Origin of the sequence: Pseudomonas sp. NPDC087336, from assembly GCF_044744285.1 — a bacterium.
Lineage (GTDB): Bacteria > Pseudomonadota > Gammaproteobacteria > Pseudomonadales > Pseudomonadaceae > Aquipseudomonas.
The window spans coordinates 139,087-155,515 of sequence record NZ_JBIUYA010000005.1 but is presented as its reverse complement, the minus strand read 5'-3'; the positions used below and the strand labels follow the sequence as shown (position 1 = coordinate 155,515).

Below are 16,429 nucleotides of genomic sequence, written 5' to 3'. Positions count from 1 at the left end.
TCTGGGGTTTCCAATATAAAACAAGCGCTTACGCCAATTTCGCTCCCCCACAATGACGCGAAAAGCTTGCCTCCACGTTACGAAAATGCCCCCAACCCATGGAGGCATTTTTTTGTGCAAAAAACTGCGGTAAGCACAATGTAAGCAGTTTGCGGCTCCATTTAACCGCTGCAGGTCTTGAATTTTCCTTATACATCCCTACCTGACGGCCCATTGACATAGGGGACATGGAATGTACGAAGCGTTGACAGGTATTCAGACCCAGCTAGAAGCTGTGATTGCGTAAATAAACCCATCTGATTCCGATCGCCTGAGCCTATCTGCAACGTCTTCGTAGCAAGAGCGGGAAGTCTCTCAGTCTAATGCCAGCGCTTGCTCGCTATCCTGGCGCCTAGCGCTCGACCTCACAGTGCCTTGGCGAATATCTCGCCCAACCAGTCCACAAATACCCGCACCCGTGGTGACATATGGCGGTTGTGTGGGTACAGCACTGAAACCGGCATCGACGGCGGAGGCAGGTCGTTGAGGATTTCCTTCACCAGGCCCTGAGAAATCTGCGTTTCCATTCGGTAATGCGGGCATTGGATCAAGCCCAGTCCGGCAATCGCCGATGCGGCATAGATCTGCGCGCCGAACACCGAAAGCGCGCCGTCAATGGCCACTTCCTTCAGCTCACCGTCGACCATGAATTGAAATGGAAACAACTTGGCGGTAGTGCGTGAAACGTATTTCACCGCGCGGTGATTCTTCAGGTCGTCGAGGGTTTTCGGTTCGCCGTATTTGCGTAGATACGCAGGACTGGCACAGGTGATCTGGCGCAAGTTGGCAACACGTTTGCCGATTAGCGCCGAGTCGCCCAGCGTGCCGGCGCGCAGCACGCAGTCGACGCCTTCGGCGATCAGGTCGACAAAGCGGTCTGCCTCGCTGATGGACAACTCGATGTCCGGGTAACGGGCCATGAACTGCGGCAACGCCGGGATCACGAAGTGCTTGGCCAGGGTGCCATGCAAATCCACCCGCAACCTTCCCTTCGGCGCCACGCCGCGGAACGCCAGTTCGGCCTCTTCCAGTTCCGCCAGCAACTGCACGCAACGCAGGTAGTACGTCTCGCCATCCAGCGTCGGGCGCACCTTGCGGGTACTGCGCTCCAGCAATCGCGTGCCCAGCCAGGCTTCGAACTGATTCAACGTGTGGGTCAGCGTCGCGCGTGGCAGGTTCAGGTCGTCCGCGGCCAACGTAAAGCTGCTGCGCTCGTAGATCCGCACAAACACCTTCATCGCCTTGACTTGATCCACGTTGAGTTCCTGGCCTTCGATTGTTGGCGATTATTGAACAGTAAAGCCAAATCTCGTGCATTTATCACCTGAAGTAAACATGTGAATCTTGCTTCATACCGAGCAAACAACCCAACTTCGAAGGAATCACCGCCATGACGACTCACACGTCGAAAGTTGCCATCGTAACCGGCGCCTCCCGCGGCATTGGCGCGGTCATCGCCAAACAACTGGCCAGCGAAGGTTTCTCTGTCGCCATCAACTACGCCAGCAGCGCCAGCGAAGCCTCGAAACTGGTGGTGGAACTGCGCCAGGCCGGCCACCAGGCCATAGCGATCAAGGCAGATGTCGCCAACGTTGACGACGTGCGTCGGATGTTCGACGAAACCGAAACACAACTGGGCAAGGTCGATGTGCTGGTGAACAACGCCGGCATCCTCAAGGTGCTGCCACTGGCACAACACAGCGACGAACTGTTCGACCAGAACTTCAACATCCACGCTCGTGGCACCTTCAATACCCTGCGTGAAGCCGCGACTCGCTTGAACAGCGGCGGCCGGATCATCAACTTCTCCAGCAGCACCGTCGGCATGAATCTACCGGGCTACGCCGTGTACATCGCCAGCAAAGCGGCGGTGGAATCCCTGACCCAGGTGTTCGCCAAGGAAATGCGCGGTCGCAACATCACCGTCAACGCCGTGGCACCGGGCCCGGTCGCGACCGACATGTTCCTGCACGGCAAGAGCGAAGAACAGATCCAGACCTTCGCCAAGATGCCTCCGCTGGAGCGCCTGGCTCAACCAGAGGACATTTCCCGCGTCGTTTCCTTCTTGGCTGGCCCTGATTCGGCCTGGGTCAATGGGCAAGTCCTGCGCGTCAACGGCGGCCTCGTTTGAGCCGCTGCACCCAACCTTGTCGATCCGGTGACCGGGGTGACGCGCCTGATTGAAACCAGTGATCGAGTGTACTGGCCCGATACCGTTACCACTGGCGTGCAGCGCGCCGAACGTTACAATATCTGGCGTTTCGCGCTACCTGCCAACTCAAAACCACAGTGGTTTTAGTCGGGCGTGGACAGCGCTGGCAACCCTATCGGGCTCTATCAGCTCGTTTCTGGGTTTGGCTTTCCCTATCGGCACTTCTGTGAAACAAGGAGGTTGTATGAACAACATGGACACGATGAAGCTGATGCTTGCGCTGCTGGCCAGCACGACCAGCTGCGCTACACTGGCCGCGGAAAAAACCTTTGCCCTGACCGCTTTCAGCAGCGTTGAAGCCCGACAGGGCATCAACCTGTCGATCAAATGCGCTGCAACGCCATCAATGGTGGTCTCAGGCCCTGCCGATACGCTGAACACGCTCCAGGTGACGACAAACGACAAGGCGTTATTGCTGGTGAATGACGCAGCGGAAAATGTTCGCCTCGCCTCCCCTGCGCTGGACATCACGCTGTATATCAGCGAACCACTGACGGGGCTGACAGGCAAAGCAGGGGTTAAAATCGTGGCCCCTGCGTGTGCCGTCGATCCGTCCAGACTGACGGTGGCAGGCAGCATGGGCACTGACATCCAGATCGAGGGCAAGACGGGTGAACTGGTGCTTGACCTGGCTATGGGCGGCACCTTCAACAAAAAACCGCTGCCCTTCACTGCGGACGTGGCGAATGTGCGCATGAGCATGGGCGCGCAATCGTCCCTGTGCCACATTCCCCGGATCAACAGCAGCTTGTCTGCCGGCGCACGGATGTCTGTCAGCCCATCGGCCCAGGTCGATACCGGCACCACGGGCTCTTTCGCCAGCGAAATTTCAACCTCTGGTTGTTCGTAAACGGCAACGGTGAACAGCCACTCTCAGTTTGATGACAACCGAGCTGCCATTGAACTGACACTTGCCGTGAGACAAGGATCACCCCCATTAGCTGGACTCTGATCCAGGCTAATGGGCGTCCCCTTTACACTCCTTTACACCCTTCACCCCTTTACATCTGTAAAAGTTCCACCCAGCGCTTTAGATGCAGGGCCCTTCATCCCCCGGCGCCCTGACCTGCAAACCCTCAAAATACCCATTAAATGGCAGAATCCCCTCACCCAGATCATTTCGGAGACCACAATGCTTCGCGTGTTTGAACGAAGGCTCGATCCATTTCCCCCCGACGAAGCGCCACCTCCGCCTGTCGGCCTGATGCGGTTCCTGTGGGCCTGCACGCGCGGAGCTCGCGGCTATATCCTTGCGCTGGCGCTGCTCAGTGCCAGTGTGTCGATCTACGAAGCCTGGCTGTTTTCCTTTCTTGGGCAGGTCGTGGATCTGCTCTCGACCTGGCAGGCCGGTGGCGATGCAAACAGGCAGGAAAGCTCGGTGCTGTGGGGGATCGCGATAGTGTTGCTCACCAGCATTGGGCTGGTGGCGCTTCGCACCATGGTGCAGCACCAGATATTGGCGATTAACCTGCCGTTGCGGCTGCGCTGGGATTTCCATCGGCTGATGCTGCGCCAAAGCCTTTCCTTCTTTTCCGATGAGTTTTCTGGCCGGGTCACCACCAAGGTGATGCAGACGGCATTGGCCGTGCGCGAAGTTTTGTTCACCCTCATCGAAATCGCACCCGGAATCGGCGTCTACTTCATTGCAATCATCGCACTGGCCGGCGGCTTCGCCCTGAAACTCATGCTGCCTTTTATTGCCTGGGTCGCGTTGTTCGGCCTGGCCATGCTGTACTTTGTGCCACGCCTGGGGCAAGTCGGGCAGGAGCAGGCCCACGCGCGATCGTCGATGACGGGGCGTGTTTCAGACGCCTACACCAACATCACTACCGTGAAACTGTTCTCGCACTCCAATCGTGAAGCGCACTTCGCGCGCGCGGCGATGGAGGATTTCAAGCAAACAGGTTTTCGCCAGATGCGCCTGGTCAGCCAGTTCGAGATCGTCAACCAGGCACTGGTGGTGGCGTTGATCATGGCAGCCGGCGGTTATGCCCTGTGGCTCTGGCACCAGGGCGAAGTCGGCGCAGGGGCGGTGGCGGCGATTACTGCCATGGCGTTGCGTATCAATGGCATGTCGCACTGGATCATGTGGCAAATGACCTCGCTGTTCGAAAACATCGGCACCGTGCAGGACGGCATGGCTACCCTGACCCGCGGCCCCAAGGTGCAGGATGCGCCGAACGCCGGTGTGCTCGTGCCCTCTGGCGGCGCGGTGAGCTTTGACAACGTGAGCTTCAACTACAACGGCGAACGCCAGGTGCTCGACGGCTTGAGCCTGAACATCCGCCCAGGCGAAAAAATTGGCCTGGTGGGCCGTTCCGGTGCAGGAAAATCGACCCTGATCAACCTGCTGCTGCGTTTCTATGACGTCAACAGCGGTGTGATTCGCATCGACGGGCAAGACATCGCTCAGGTGACACAAGACAGTTTGCGTGCCGCTATCGGCATGGTCACTCAGGATACTTCCCTGCTGCACCGCTCCATTCGCGACAACATCGCCTACGGCCGCCCGGACGCGACCGACGCCCAGGTGCGTAGCGCAGCGGCCAATGCCCAGGCCGACGGTTTCATCAGCCAACTGAGCGATCGGCAAGGCCATACCGGCTATGACACCCTGGTGGGTGAGCGCGGCATCAAGCTTTCGGGCGGCCAGCGTCAACGCATCGCCATCGCCCGGGTGATGCTCAAGAACGCCCCCATCCTGTTGCTCGACGAGGCCACCAGTGCCCTGGACTCGGAAGTCGAAGTCGCCATCCAGGAAAGCCTCGATGAAATGATGCAGGGCAAGACCGTCATCGCCATCGCCCATCGGCTGTCGACGATTGCGGCCATGGATCGACTCATTGTCATGGACGAGGGACGCATCATCGAACAGGGTACTCACGCTGAGTTGCTGGGAAGAAACGGCACCTACGCGCGGCTTTGGCAGCATCAAAGCGGTGGCTTCCTGGGTGAGGACCAGGGGGTGGTTGAGACGATGGATCAGACGTGAAGAAACGGGTTCGACGGGTTAAACCGCCGGTGGTCGTTGTATCTCGCTTGCCGCCGGCCTGTGGCTAAGCTTAATGAATCGGGGGGGAATTGAAACCTGGGTGCTCCCAAGGGAGGCGATCATGTATGCGGTGATAAGAACCTACCTGGGTGCTGGAGCAAAGCGGCTTTTCGAGCGATTGGAGGAGCGCAAAACCGACGTCGAAGCCGCCCTGCGTACAGTGCCTGGTCTCGTAAGCTACACGCTGCTCAATACCGGTGATGGTGGTACGTCGGTGACTGTTTGCACGGACAAGGCCGGCAGCGATGCGAGCTTGAAAGTTGCACGTGAGTGGATTCAGAAAAATGCATCGGATATCCACGCGGACCCGCCGATCGTGACGGAAGGCCCGGTCCTTGTGCAGATCAAGTAACGTTGTCCCCAGGCAGCAAGCAGTAACGGCTGCCTGGCATACGCATACTGATTGCCCGCGACAATCAGCGGGGCACCAGGCTTGAGAAACCCCGACAATAATAAAAATTCATTAATTTTATGTCATGCATTCCTGAAAGGAATGCATGACTCGAACGATTATTCTCGTTCGGCACGATCAAAACCAAGCCCCGAGGGGTACGGGGCTTGGTGGGTCAGACCGCATCAGGGCTTGCGGCCTCCACCTCCGCTCATCCCACCGTCATTGCGTCCCTTGTCGGATTGATCGCGATCAAGATTGCTGTCGCGTCCGCTTCCTTGCCCAGTGTTGGACGATTGGTCAGCCCTGTTGGCTTGTTGTCCACCTGAAGCCTGGCCGCCTCTTTGGCCTGGTTTGGACATGTTTTCCTTATCGTCGGCAAATTCGCCTCCGCGATTGCCTTGCCCGCCTCCGGACATGCGATCGCTATCGCGAGAGGGTTGTCCTCCGGAAGCCTGACCGCCTTTTTTACCGGCTTCATTAGTTTTGTCCCAGTCGCTGCCGGGATTTTTATTTCCTGTATTGGCCATTTTCATTCACCTCTACATCGTTGGCACGAGCTTGGGCCCGTATACGTCGGATGACGCACAAAACAGAAAGTTTGAACGGAAATATCGGGCTCGCGACGAGTGGATTCGGGCATTTGGTTCCATCGAAAACGGGCGCATTCGATGGACGGCGAGAGCCTCATGAGGCGGGGCCATCTGCAACAGTTTCAAGATCAGATGCCCGATGTTTACTAGACTTGATAACGCATAGAAGTCTTGCATGCCTCACAGGTAATCAATCGATGACTGAACACATCGTGCATTTTCATTGCCAGATCGATCAGGGAACGACTGAGCGCTTCCGCGACTGTTGCCTCGAAGCCATCGAACAAGGCGCCACCTCCCTGCTCCTCAATCTGTCGACGTGTGGGGGTAGCACCAACTTTGGCTTCACCCTCTACACCTTCCTGAAGTCACTGCCGGTACCGCTGTGCGCAATCAACGCAGGCAACATCGAGTCAATGGGCATCATCATGTTCCTGGCGGCAGGCCGGCGTATCACCTCGCCCCACTCGCGCTTTTTGATTCACCCGATGAACTGGTACTTCAGCCAAAAATCGGTCGACCATCAGCGCCTGCGTGAATACCTGTCGAGCCTCGACAACGACCTTGCGCGCTACGTGAAGATTTTCACCCTCGAAACGGCGGAGGCAGAGACCAAGCTGGACATTTTCCATTGCCTTTCAGCGGAAGAAAAAGTCATCGCTGCACACGAATCCCTGGCCTATGGCATCGCCCATGAGATGAAGCAAATGATGTTCGCCGATGATGTCAAACACTGGAAAGTCAGCGGTGGATGAACCGGGCGCACCTCATCAAAACCGTCGAATGCAGAGTCGGCCATGGATCTGATATTTCTGGGTACTTCATCAGGCGTTCCGACCCGAAATCGAAATGTGAGTGGCACCGCCCTCATGGAATCTTCCGGCAGGGGCTGGTATCTGGTGGATTGCGGTGAAGCCACGCAACATCAGGTGATGCGCACCCCGCTGTCCTTGCAAGAGCTGCGCGGGTGCTTCATCACTCATGTACATGGCGATCATTGCTTCGGCTTGCCGGGCTTGCTGGCCAGCGCCGGCATGTCGGGACGTGTCGAACCACTCGATATCGTGATGCCGGTTGCACTCCATCCCTGGCTGCGCCTGAGCCTGACCGTCAGCAAGTCCTGGCTGCCCTTTGAATTGCATCTGCATGCGAGCGAAACCTTCGATGGCTGGCAAAACGCAACGGTCCAGGTCAACAGCGTAGCCCTCTCCCATCGCGTTCCGAGCCGGGGCTTTGTTTTTACCGAATCCGATCCTCATCCGCGACTGGATACTCAACGCCTGGAGGCCGAAGGGATTCCCCGTGGGCCGCTGTGGGGCGAGTTGGCCCATGGGCATGAGGTTGAGTACGCCGGAAGAGTGTTTCGCGCCGAACAATATTTGCGCCCTGCGCGCCCTGCCCAACGCATTATCATCTGCGGCGATAACGATACCCCCGAGCTGTTGGCAGAGGTGGCCGACGGTGCCGATGTGCTGGTACATGAAGCAACCTTCACCCAGGCATTGATCGATCACAATCAGGAGGCTTACGGGCACAGCAGTGCCGCCGCCGTCGCGCGCTTTGCCGAGTTGGCAGGCATTCCCAATCTGGTTCTGACCCACTTCAGTGCACGCTACCAGGACAATCTCGAGCGAAGTCCGTCCATCGACGATATCTACAAGGAAGCCGCAGCGCACTACACCGGCAAGCTGTTGCTGGCGCAGGATCTGCAGCGCTATCACCTCGACCGGGACGGCAGGTTGAACGTCGTTATGTGCCATTTGACGTAGTGGTGATCGATTCTTTATTTGCGCATCACATATGGATATCCGTATATTTTTTTCCATATATAACAGACAACCGCAATGATCACCCCTCCCGAGGTATTCAAGAGCCTGGCTGACGAGACCCGTGCCCGCGCCACCCTGCTGATCGCCAACCAGGGCGAGCTGTGTCTGCGAGCTGATGTGCGCCCTGGACGACAGCCAGCCGAAGATCAGCCGCCATCTCGCGCAACTGCGCAGCAGCGGTCTGCTACTCGATCGACGTCAGGGGCAGTGGGTTGATTACCGTCTCAATCCGGACCTGCCCGCCTGGGTGCATGAAGTCTTGCAGGTCACCTTGCAGGCCAATTGCGATTGGCTGCAGAACAATGCTTCGCGCCTGCAGGCCATGGACGGACGTCCTGTGCGTGATGCTGCCTGTTGCTGCCCCCCTGATCGAGTGAGTTTTCAATGCTGGTCGCCGCTTCTGTATTTGTCTTCACCCTCATACTGGTCATCTGGCAACCCAAGGGGCTCGGCGTCGGCTGGAGTGCCTCTGCCGGTGCGCTGATCGAGTTAGCGGTGGGGGCCGTGTCGCTGCAGGATATTCCCGCGGTGTGAGCCATCGTCCGGAACGCCACCGCTACCTTTATCGCCATCATCGTTATCAGTCTGCTGCTGGATGGAGTCGGCTTCTTCAAATGGGCCGCCCTGCATGTGGCGCGTTGGGCAAACGGCAGCGGGTGCTGGGCCGCTGGATGCGCATGTTCACCATCCCCAACCAGTCCTCGGTAGCGAAGGCCTGCAGGGAGTTCGATGAGGCGGGCCGGATGAAGCCGTCGGCGTACTACGACCGGGTCGTCGACGTGATGGAAGAACTGGTGAAATTCACTCTGCTGCTGCGCGACCGTCAAGCGTTCCTGGTGGATCGCTACTCTGAACGCAAAGAGACGGCCGACCAGCTCATCGCCCGGTTCAATCAGCGTTCGATCTGAGGTGGGTACCGTCACCCCTTGTCCACGAAACTGAAAGGCCTGGGCCATACTGACCCTGTCTTGCACAGCCATTGGCGGGAACCTTTCAGATGATCTCGATCGAACTGCACGCGGCCCTGCGCGATGAGCTGCAGACCATTGAAAACCTGATGCAGTTCTACACCTATGACTTCAGCGAGTGGCTGCCGTTGGCATTGGGTGAGCATGGCTTCTACAGTCTCACCCCGCTCTCGGACTACTGGCGAAAACCCACGACCCAGGCATTTCTGATCCGGGTCGACGGGGAATTGGCCGGGTTCGTCACCGTGGATGACGAAATCCACGTGCCCGATGCCCGCTACAACATCGGTTACCTGTTCGTCACTCGGCGCTTTCGGGGCCAGGGTGTCGCCAGGTTTATCGTGTCCACCCTGTTGAACAGCCACCCGGGTCGATGGCAGATTTTCCACGTCGAGGCGAACCAGCCGGCACGGCTGTTCTGGGCGGCCGTGATACCTGAGGTCACGCAAGACCGATTCACCGTTCACCGGCTGTTGATCCAGGGGTTGCCGTGCACCGTTTACTGTTTTGAGAAATCGTGAGATCCGGATTGCCCATGTGGCCGATTCACCCGCCGCAACTCTGCCCCCCGCCTTACACAATCCTCAACCAAGGCCAGCGAACCTGATAACTTTTCGCTTTCTGCTCAAACAGCTCAGGCCTGGGGTTTGCCGGATTGATGCGTAGCACGCCCTGCTCTACATCCGCCAACCCGTAGGGGGCATAGACCTCGCCGGTGGCGACATCCAGGCCGATGCAAGTGCCTGCCACCAGGTAGCGATCAATCCCGTCCCTGGCCGATTCAAGCCTTGGGTAAGCCCCGCCAAAGCGCTGACGATACCAAAGGTGCACGCGCGCCTGGTTCTTGAGCTCGACGTTGACGCCGAGATCCTGGAAGAGATGTCGGGCCCGCTGGATGACCCCGTTCTCGGCTTCCCAGGACAGGTCGGTGTCAAAGTAGAAAACATCGTAATCCTTGATGCTCCACGCAGGGTCGCGTTGCGCCTGTTGATTCCATACCGCCTGGAACAGGCAGCCTGCCGTGAGCAGGCATTGATCCAGGCCGAGCGCAGGCAAACGTGAGGCCAATAGCGCGTTTATCGGGTTGGTCATCGCGATGTCAACCAACCTTTGGGTCGTCAATGTCATGGTTCATTCCTTGCCAACCGATTCAGTCCTGGCGCCCAAGTTACAACAAAACCATGACAGGGCTGCACTCAGTATTGCATCTCGGCCACCAGCAGCTTCACCAACGCCGCGGCTGGCAATTCCCGCGCCAGCGGTGCCCCCTGCCCGGCCCATTGCACGGCGAAATCGCTATTGGCCCGGGCTGCCGCCGCGGCATTGAGCGCCTTGTTGGCGTCATAGGTGAGCGGGTAGTCCGGCAAGGCGATGCCTGCCCCTTCGAGGCTGGTGAAGTTGCGATTGACCATGCCCCGGGCCGGGCGGCCGGAGATGACGCTGGTGACGCGCGTCTGATGCGCGCGCGGCCCCTTGAGCGCTTCCCGATAGGCGCCGTTCGCCGACGATTCCGGGCAGAGAATGAACGCTGTGCCCAACTGCGCGGCACTGGCGCCCAACTGCATGACGGCATTAATGCCTGCGCCGTCCATGATCCCGCCTGCAGCGATCACCGGCAGCCGGCAGGCATCGACCAATACACGCACCAAAGCCAGGGTGCCCATCTGCAAATCCTGCTGCGGATCGAAGACCCCGCGATGCCCGCCGGCCTCGTAACCCTGGGCCACCAGTGCATGCACCCCGGCGTGCTGCGCCGCCAGCCCTTCGGCCAGGCTGGTGACCGAACACAGCAGCAGGATGCCGGCGGCCTTGAGTGCATCGATGGCCGGTTGTGCAGGCAGGCCGAAATGGAAGCTGACCACCGCCGGCTTTTCCTCCAGCAGCATCTGCAGCATCTCGGCATCTTCAACGAACGAGGTGTAGATCTCCCGCAGCGACACGGGTGGCTCAGCGCCAAATTCGGCGAAAAACCCTGCCAGAAATTGCAGCCACCGCGATTCCCGCTCGGCATCCCGGACAGCGGGCTGGTGGCAGAACACATTCACGTTGAAGGGTTTGCCGGTCTGCGCCGCCGTCTCGCGCAGCATCTTCCGCGCCTGCTCGACATTGCTCGCGCCAATGCCGATGGAACCCAACCCGCCAGCATCGGACACCGCCGCCGCGAGCCTGGGAGTGGAGACGCCCACCATCGGCGATTGGATGATCGGCAATTGGATGCTCAACAGGGACAACAGAGGATTGGACATGGCAGCACCTGGACCTGACGGATGAAAGTGAACGCTGGAACTCTGCGCTGGACAGCGTGCAAGCCCGAGCTTGCACGCCCTCCAACCCGAAAACGCGTGAAGGTCTACTTGGAGGTCGGCATGGCGAACTCGGCGCCCTTGGCAATGCTGTTCGGCCAGCGCTGCATGACCGACTTCTGTTTGGTGTAGAAACGCACGCCCTCTTCGCCATAGGCGTGCATGTCACCGAACAGCGAGCGCTTCCAGCCACCGAAACCGTGCCACGCCATCGGCACCGGAATCGGCACGTTGATGCCGACCATGCCCACCTGGATACGGGTCGCGAATTCACGGGCGATGTGGCCGTCGCGGGTGTAGCACGCGGTGCCATTGCCGAATTCATGGGCATTGACCAGATCGACCGCCTCGGCAAAATCCTTGACCCGCATGCACGCCAGCACCGGACCGAAGATTTCCTCCTGGTAGATCTTCATCTCGGGGGTGACATGGTCGAACACCGTGCCACCGAGCCAGAAGCCCTTGGCGCAATCGGCACCGGCCTGTGAACCATCAAAATCTCGGCCGTCGACCAGCATCTCGGCGCCTTCGGCGATGCCTTGCTCGATATAGCCGGTGATGCGCTGGTGCGCCACTCGGGAAACGATCGGGCCCATTTCGGCGGCCAGGTTCATGCCCTCGAGGATCTTCAACGTTCGGGTGCGCTCCACCAGCTTGGGGATGACCTTGTCGGCCACATCGCCGACAAACACCGCCACCGAGATCGCCATGCAGCGCTCGCCGGCAGAGCCGAAGGCCGCGCCGATCAGCGCATCGACCACCTGCTCGACGTCGGCATCGGGCATCACCACCATGTGATTTTTCGCCCCGCCCAACGCCTGCACACGCTTGCCGTGGCGAGCACCGGTCTCGTAGATGTAGTTGGCGATTGGCGTCGAGCCGACAAAGCTCACAGCCTTGACTTCAGGGTGGTCGAGCAGCGCATCCACGGCTTCCTTATCCCCTTGCACCACATTGAACACACCGTCCGGCAACCCGGCTTCCTTGAACAGTTCGGCGATCAGCAACGCCGGCGAAGGATCGATCGGGCTCGGCTTGAGCACGAAGGTGTTACCACAGGTAATGGCCACCGGGAACATCCACATCGGTACCATCACCGGGAAGTTGAACGGCGTGATACCCGCCACCACGCCCAGGGACTGGCGCAGGGTCCAGTTGTCGATGTTGGTCGAGACCTGCTCGGTGTAGTCACCCTTGAGCAGTTGCGGGATGCCGCAGGCGAACTCGACCACCTCGATGCCGCGCGTCACTTCGCCCTGGGCATCGGTGAAGACCTTGCCATGTTCGGTGGTGATCATCCGGGCCAGGGTGTCACGGTGCTCGTTGAGCAGCGCGAGGAACTTGAACAGAATGCGCGCGCGGCGCAGTGGCGGCGTCGCCGACCAGGCCGGGAATGCGGCGGCGGCCGACTGCACCGCGGCGTCGACGTCAGATGCGCTGGCCAGGGCCACCTTGCCGATCACTGAACCGGTGGCGGGGTTGGTGACGGACTGCGAGCGACTGGAAGTCCCTGGCGTTAGGCGACCGTGAATGTAGTGTGCGATGTCTGCAGGCTGCGTGCTCATGGCGGGTGTCCCCTGGTGGTGGATAAGAGCCATCTCTTGTTGTTGTCAGGCCGGGGGGCTGTTGAGCGCTCCCGACATGGCCAAGGTAGGCCCGCCGACAAATCATGTAAAATGATGATTAATGATCTTATGGATCATATTTTATGAAGCAGCCACTTCGCCCGCTCGCCCAGCCGGCGCTTCCAGTCCGCGGCCAGGCCAGGGGTCGCCGCCAGCGCCAGCAAATCGTCGATCAGCGGCCGGTGCGACAATTGCACCTGCCAGAACTGGTCGATGGAAAAGCGTTCGTTGTGCCGTTCCAGCAACTCAATGCGGTCCCCCGCTTGCAGCAAGCCCGGCTCGAGCACCCGGTAGTACCAGCCGGTGATCCGCTCCCGGGCGACGAACATCGACAGGTGTTCGGCATCAAAACGATGGTTGATCTTCCAGCAGGGACTGCGCGGCTGGGAGACCTGCAACAGGCTGCTGCCGACGCGGAACACGTCGCCGATGTGCACGTTGAGCTCTGAAAGCCCACACGCGGAAATGTTCTCCCCCAGACTCCCCGCGACCAATTGCGCGGCACTGGGCGCAAAGGCCTGTGCCAGACGCTGGTAGTTTTGCGCCGCATACTGATGCACGGCCTTTTCCGGGCCGCCGTGCACCCGGGTGTCGCCGTGCTGGTCGCCGACGATGCCGTGCAACTCCACGCGCACCGGGCCTGCCTGGGGTTGCTTGAAGATGCCCGTGCGCTGCCCTTCGGGCTGCAACACCCCCAGGCCTCCAGCGAATACCTGGTCGATTTTCGAAGTCGGTGTCATGGGAAGACCTGCGATCATTATCTGATTTCGGCCACTTTACTAATCACCGGGAAAGACCGTAAAGTGATCGTTGAGCATGTCAAGAATCACTTTTTCTGATGGGTGGTGACGATCATGGAAATGCGCCAACTGAAGATTTTCTGTGCCGTGGCCGAACTGGGCAGCTTCACCGCCGCCGCGTTGCAGGTCAATACCGTGCAGTCCAACGTCACCATGCGCGTCAAGGAACTGGAAGCCGAACTCAATCGCGAGCTGTTCGTGCGCAAGAAATCCGGGGTGGTACTCACCTCGGCGGGCGAGACGTTCCTCGGCTACGCGCGGCGCATCCTGCAACTCACCGACGAGAGCCGCAGCGCCCTGATGGACACCGGCAGCCCGACGGGGCTGCTGCGCCTGGGCTCGATGGAAACCACCGCGGCCATTCGCTTGCCCCAAGTGCTGACTCGCTACCGCGAGCAGTATCCCGACGTGCAGTTGTCGTTGCTGACCGGCACCACGGTCGAGTTGATCAAGGCCATTGAATCTCATCGCCTCGACGGCGCCTTCGTCGGCGGCTTCCACCAGAACTCGGCGCTGGCCCAGGAAGAGGTGTTCTGCGAAGAGTTGGTGCTGGTCAGCAGCAACCAGTTCGAAACGCTGCCGGCACTGATCGAGAAAATGCCCCAGCAGACCGTGCTGGTGTTCCGCACCGGCTGCTTCTATCGCTCGACCCTGGAAAACTGGTTCTACCAGGTGGGACTGGTGCCCAACCAGATCATGGAACTGGGCACGCTCGACGGCATCCTCTCGTGCGTGGCGGCGGGCATGGGCGTGACCTTGCTGCCCAAGGCCATCGCGGAAAATTGCAGCGTGCGCCATGCCATCCGCTGGCACACCCTGCCGCCGGAGTTCGCCAATGTCTCCACGGTGTTCATTCGCCGCAACGATACGATGATCACCTCGGCGATGAGCGCATTCATCGGCTTGGCGCAACAACAGATCGCCAAGCCTGCGACCGCCCTGTAGGAGCGAGGCTTGCCCGCGAACCGGGCGCTGCGGTGTATCTGCCACACCGCGATATCGTTCTTCGCCGGCAAGTCGGATCGCCGCATCGCTGGCTCCTACAAGGGCCATCGGTCATTCAGCCCAACGCGGTAGCACGACTGATTTCGCCGAACGCCAGGCGGGTGATCGGCGACAGACCACGAGCCAGCTCCACCACCCGCTCGGCAGCCGGCACGACGCTGTGGATCTTGCCCACCCCCTGCCCTGCATACAGCGACAGCTTCTGTGCCATTCGCGGTTTGTCGATCGCCCGGGCACCCCCGCCGATCAAGCGCAGCAGGTTCCACTTGTCCCGATTGGGGATCACCCGGTGTGGCGTGCCGTAGGTCCAGCCGAAGGAATAGCCGGTGCGGTACTCGGTGTCATCGGTAGTCGCCTCGACGATCTTCTGCTTGTACAGCGGATGGGCGTTGGACTCATCGGTGGCAATGAACGCCGTGCCCACCACCACCCCCGATGCACCAAGCGACATCAGTGCGCGCACATCGTCGCCGTGGGTGATGCCACCGGCGGCCAGCACCGGCTTGCCCTCGGCGACGGCCAGGATCGACGTCAACAACGGCATGATGCCGATCGTGCCCCGATTGAGGTGCCCGCCACTTTCACTGCCCTGGGCGATGATGATGTCCGCGCCCTGGGCAATGGCGATCCTTGCCAGTTCAACCGTCCCCGCTTGCACCATTACCAGCAGCCCGGCGTCCTTGGCCCGGGGAATCATGTCGGCGGCATATTTCTCGGCATAGAACAGCGACAGCAGCTTGGGCTTTTGCTTGAGGATCACCTGGAACTGCGCTTCGAACACATCCGGCCCGCCGAACTGCGGCACCAGGTTCACCCCGAAGGGGCGGTCGGTCAGTGCCCGTGTTTGCTCAATCCAGCGACGCAAGGCCAAGGGTGGCAGGCGCAAGCCACCGAGCACGCCCATGCCCCCGGCGTTGGCCACGGCCCCCACCAGTTGCGGGCCGGAAATGGCGGCCATGCCGCCGAGGAATATCGGGTAGTTCACGCCGCAGAGTCGGGTGACGACATTACCCGAAAAACCGGTTTTGTCCTGTTTCATGACTCACAGCTCCACATGTTTGCCCAGCATCCGCTTGAGCGTGTTGTTCTTCAGGAGAAAGTGATTCTTCACCGCGCCGAAAACATGCAGTGCCAGACCGGCGAGGAACGCCGAGGCACCAACGTCGAACAGCACATCGACCACATGCTTCAACGTCTGGTTGGCCGGCAGGATGCTCGGAATCCACCATCCGCCGGGCAGTTCGACGACCTCGCCAGCGGCGGCCCGTGAAGCCCATACCGCGATCGGCAACAGCACCATCGCCAGGGCCAGCGACACCGCCACCGAGCGGCTGATGATCACTTCGATAGGGTTCGGCGTGCCCACCGGCAGCGGATGATAGGAGGTGATCCGCGCCCAGAACCGGTAGGACGAGACGAGGAACAGGATCAGCCCCAGCAGGTTTTGTACCCTGCCAAGCGCCAGTTGCTGCGCCTCGCTGGAGGCGTGGCCGATCAACAGTTGCAGGCCGAAAATCGCCAGCAGCGCGAAAGCCACGACCCAGTGCAGGGCGACGGTGATGGGTGAAAATCTCAGGCCATTGTCTCGTAGTTGCATGGCTGACTCCTTTTG

At 59.9% G+C, this 16,429-nt stretch carries 16 protein-coding genes and 4 pseudogenes; 11 read left to right on the top strand and 9 right to left on the bottom strand.

Translation table 11 applies throughout. The features are described 5' to 3' along the window. Positions 1 to 404 precede the first annotated feature (404 nt). The gene (locus tag ACIO0C_RS07100; RefSeq protein ID WP_401309578.1) at positions 405 to 1,295 is read right to left on the bottom strand and encodes a LysR family transcriptional regulator; all 891 of its coding nucleotides are present in this window, start codon (positions 1,293 to 1,295) and stop codon (positions 405 to 407) included. Positions 1,296 to 1,429: 134 nt separating this feature from the next. Between ACIO0C_RS07100 and ACIO0C_RS07095 the strand changes: the two genes are divergently transcribed. From ACIO0C_RS07095 to ACIO0C_RS07080, 4 genes are all read left to right on the top strand, one after another. Continuing rightward, entirely contained in the window at positions 1,430 to 2,170 is a 741-nt protein-coding gene (locus tag ACIO0C_RS07095; RefSeq protein ID WP_401309576.1) for an SDR family oxidoreductase, read from the top strand. Positions 2,171 to 2,435: 265 nt separating this feature from the next. Beyond that, positions 2,436 to 3,101, top strand: coding sequence for a GIN domain-containing protein (locus ACIO0C_RS07090; RefSeq protein ID WP_401309573.1), 666 nt, complete (start codon positions 2,436 to 2,438; stop codon positions 3,099 to 3,101). 282 nt (positions 3,102 to 3,383) lie between these two features. After that, the gene (locus tag ACIO0C_RS07085; RefSeq protein WP_401309570.1) at positions 3,384 to 5,243 is read left to right on the top strand and encodes an ABC transporter ATP-binding protein; all 1,860 of its coding nucleotides are present in this window, start codon (positions 3,384 to 3,386) and stop codon (positions 5,241 to 5,243) included. 121 nt (positions 5,244 to 5,364) lie between these two features. Beyond that, positions 5,365 to 5,655 carry a hypothetical protein gene (locus ACIO0C_RS07080; RefSeq protein WP_401309567.1) on the top strand — a complete coding sequence of 97 codons (291 nt, stop codon included), beginning with the start codon at positions 5,365 to 5,367 and terminating at the stop codon, positions 5,653 to 5,655. Here ACIO0C_RS07080 and ACIO0C_RS07075 read toward each other — a convergent pair. After that, positions 5,652 to 5,741, bottom strand: a pseudogene (locus ACIO0C_RS07075) (SAM-dependent methyltransferase); the annotation flags it as partial. The gene ACIO0C_RS07080 and the pseudogene ACIO0C_RS07075 overlap by 4 nt on opposite strands. A gap of 138 nt (positions 5,742 to 5,879) precedes the next feature. Further along, entirely contained in the window at positions 5,880 to 6,230 is a 351-nt protein-coding gene (locus ACIO0C_RS07070; protein ID WP_401309564.1) for a stress protein, read from the bottom strand. 254 nt (positions 6,231 to 6,484) lie between these two features. Between ACIO0C_RS07070 and ACIO0C_RS07065 the strand changes: the two genes are divergently transcribed. The 6 genes and pseudogenes from ACIO0C_RS07065 (at position 6,485) to ACIO0C_RS07040 (ending at position 9,605) form a co-directional block, all read left to right on the top strand. Beyond that, positions 6,485 to 7,042 (top strand): ATP-dependent Clp protease proteolytic subunit, encoded by a 558-nt coding sequence (locus tag ACIO0C_RS07065; RefSeq protein ID WP_008063693.1) that lies wholly within the window; start codon positions 6,485 to 6,487, stop codon positions 7,040 to 7,042. Between the two features lie 42 nt (positions 7,043 to 7,084). Next, positions 7,085 to 8,056 (top strand): MBL fold metallo-hydrolase, encoded by a 972-nt coding sequence (locus ACIO0C_RS07060; protein ID WP_401309561.1) that lies wholly within the window; start codon positions 7,085 to 7,087, stop codon positions 8,054 to 8,056. A gap of 75 nt (positions 8,057 to 8,131) precedes the next feature. Continuing rightward, positions 8,132 to 8,474: pseudogene (locus ACIO0C_RS07055) on the top strand (metalloregulator ArsR/SmtB family transcription factor); the annotation flags it as partial. Between the two features lie 26 nt (positions 8,475 to 8,500). Next, positions 8,501 to 8,773 (top strand): annotated as a pseudogene (locus tag ACIO0C_RS07050) (ArsB/NhaD family transporter); the annotation flags it as partial. Then, positions 8,770 to 9,024, top strand: a pseudogene (locus ACIO0C_RS07045) (arsenical resistance protein ArsH); the annotation flags it as partial. The pseudogenes ACIO0C_RS07050 and ACIO0C_RS07045, both read left to right, overlap by 4 nt. An 89-nt stretch (positions 9,025 to 9,113) precedes the next feature. Next, entirely contained in the window at positions 9,114 to 9,605 is a 492-nt protein-coding gene (locus tag ACIO0C_RS07040; RefSeq protein ID WP_401309559.1) for a GNAT family N-acetyltransferase, read from the top strand. A gap of 52 nt (positions 9,606 to 9,657) precedes the next feature. Here the strand turns inward: ACIO0C_RS07040 and ACIO0C_RS07035 are convergent, their stop codons facing one another. The 4 genes from ACIO0C_RS07035 to ACIO0C_RS07020 form a co-directional block, all read right to left on the bottom strand. Then, the gene (locus tag ACIO0C_RS07035) at positions 9,658 to 10,212 is read right to left on the bottom strand and encodes a nucleotidyltransferase family protein (protein WP_401309556.1); all 555 of its coding nucleotides are present in this window, start codon (positions 10,210 to 10,212) and stop codon (positions 9,658 to 9,660) included. 68 nt (positions 10,213 to 10,280) lie between these two features. Further along, positions 10,281 to 11,330 (bottom strand): NAD(P)H-dependent flavin oxidoreductase, encoded by a 1,050-nt coding sequence (locus ACIO0C_RS07030; RefSeq protein WP_401309554.1) that lies wholly within the window; start codon positions 11,328 to 11,330, stop codon positions 10,281 to 10,283. 104 nt (positions 11,331 to 11,434) lie between these two features. Further along, entirely contained in the window at positions 11,435 to 12,952 is a 1,518-nt protein-coding gene (locus ACIO0C_RS07025) for a CoA-acylating methylmalonate-semialdehyde dehydrogenase (protein ID WP_401309551.1), read from the bottom strand. 134 nt (positions 12,953 to 13,086) lie between these two features. Then, a complete protein-coding gene (locus ACIO0C_RS07020; protein ID WP_401309548.1) occupies positions 13,087 to 13,752 on the bottom strand; it encodes an MOSC domain-containing protein in 666 nt (221 codons plus the stop codon). A gap of 114 nt (positions 13,753 to 13,866) precedes the next feature. Between ACIO0C_RS07020 and ACIO0C_RS07015 the strand changes: the two genes are divergently transcribed. Then, complete coding sequence (locus ACIO0C_RS07015) at positions 13,867 to 14,757, top strand: LysR substrate-binding domain-containing protein (protein WP_401309545.1); 891 nt, start codon at positions 13,867 to 13,869, stop codon at positions 14,755 to 14,757. A gap of 115 nt (positions 14,758 to 14,872) precedes the next feature. Here ACIO0C_RS07015 and ACIO0C_RS07010 read toward each other — a convergent pair whose 3' ends face one another. Together ACIO0C_RS07010 and ACIO0C_RS07005 are read right to left on the bottom strand one after the other, a co-directional pair. Next, the gene (locus ACIO0C_RS07010) at positions 14,873 to 15,856 is read right to left on the bottom strand and encodes an NAD(P)H-dependent flavin oxidoreductase (protein WP_401309542.1); all 984 of its coding nucleotides are present in this window, start codon (positions 15,854 to 15,856) and stop codon (positions 14,873 to 14,875) included. A gap of 3 nt (positions 15,857 to 15,859) precedes the next feature. Then, entirely contained in the window at positions 15,860 to 16,414 is a 555-nt protein-coding gene (locus tag ACIO0C_RS07005) for a cytochrome b (RefSeq protein WP_401309540.1), read from the bottom strand. Positions 16,415 to 16,429: the final 15 nt, after the last annotated feature.

What these genes read in the sequence shown, in the direction of transcription:
- ACIO0C_RS07095 (WP_401309576.1), top strand. Translation starts at nt 1,430, where the DNA reads ATGACGACTCACACGTCGAAAGTTGCCATCGTAACCGGCGCCTCCCGC.
- ACIO0C_RS07090 (WP_401309573.1), top strand. Translation starts at nt 2,436, where the DNA reads ATGAACAACATGGACACGATGAAGCTGATGCTTGCGCTGCTGGCCAGC.
- ACIO0C_RS07085 (WP_401309570.1), top strand. Translation starts at nt 3,384, where the DNA reads ATGCTTCGCGTGTTTGAACGAAGGCTCGATCCATTTCCCCCCGACGAA.
- ACIO0C_RS07080 (WP_401309567.1), top strand. Translation starts at nt 5,365, where the DNA reads ATGTATGCGGTGATAAGAACCTACCTGGGTGCTGGAGCAAAGCGGCTT.
- ACIO0C_RS07070 (WP_401309564.1), bottom strand. Translation starts at nt 6,230, where the DNA reads ATGAAAATGGCCAATACAGGAAATAAAAATCCCGGCAGCGACTGGGAC.
- ACIO0C_RS07065 (WP_008063693.1), top strand. Translation starts at nt 6,485, where the DNA reads ATGACTGAACACATCGTGCATTTTCATTGCCAGATCGATCAGGGAACG.
- ACIO0C_RS07060 (WP_401309561.1), top strand. Translation starts at nt 7,085, where the DNA reads ATGGATCTGATATTTCTGGGTACTTCATCAGGCGTTCCGACCCGAAAT.
- ACIO0C_RS07040 (WP_401309559.1), top strand. Translation starts at nt 9,114, where the DNA reads ATGATCTCGATCGAACTGCACGCGGCCCTGCGCGATGAGCTGCAGACC.
- ACIO0C_RS07035 (WP_401309556.1), bottom strand. Translation starts at nt 10,212, where the DNA reads ATGACATTGACGACCCAAAGGTTGGTTGACATCGCGATGACCAACCCG.
- ACIO0C_RS07030 (WP_401309554.1), bottom strand. Translation starts at nt 11,330, where the DNA reads ATGTCCAATCCTCTGTTGTCCCTGTTGAGCATCCAATTGCCGATCATC.
- ACIO0C_RS07025 (WP_401309551.1), bottom strand. Translation starts at nt 12,952, where the DNA reads ATGAGCACGCAGCCTGCAGACATCGCACACTACATTCACGGTCGCCTA.
- ACIO0C_RS07020 (WP_401309548.1), bottom strand. Translation starts at nt 13,752, where the DNA reads ATGACACCGACTTCGAAAATCGACCAGGTATTCGCTGGAGGCCTGGGG.
- ACIO0C_RS07015 (WP_401309545.1), top strand. Translation starts at nt 13,867, where the DNA reads ATGGAAATGCGCCAACTGAAGATTTTCTGTGCCGTGGCCGAACTGGGC.
- ACIO0C_RS07010 (WP_401309542.1), bottom strand. Translation starts at nt 15,856, where the DNA reads ATGAAACAGGACAAAACCGGTTTTTCGGGTAATGTCGTCACCCGACTC.
- ACIO0C_RS07005 (WP_401309540.1), bottom strand. Translation starts at nt 16,414, where the DNA reads ATGCAACTACGAGACAATGGCCTGAGATTTTCACCCATCACCGTCGCC.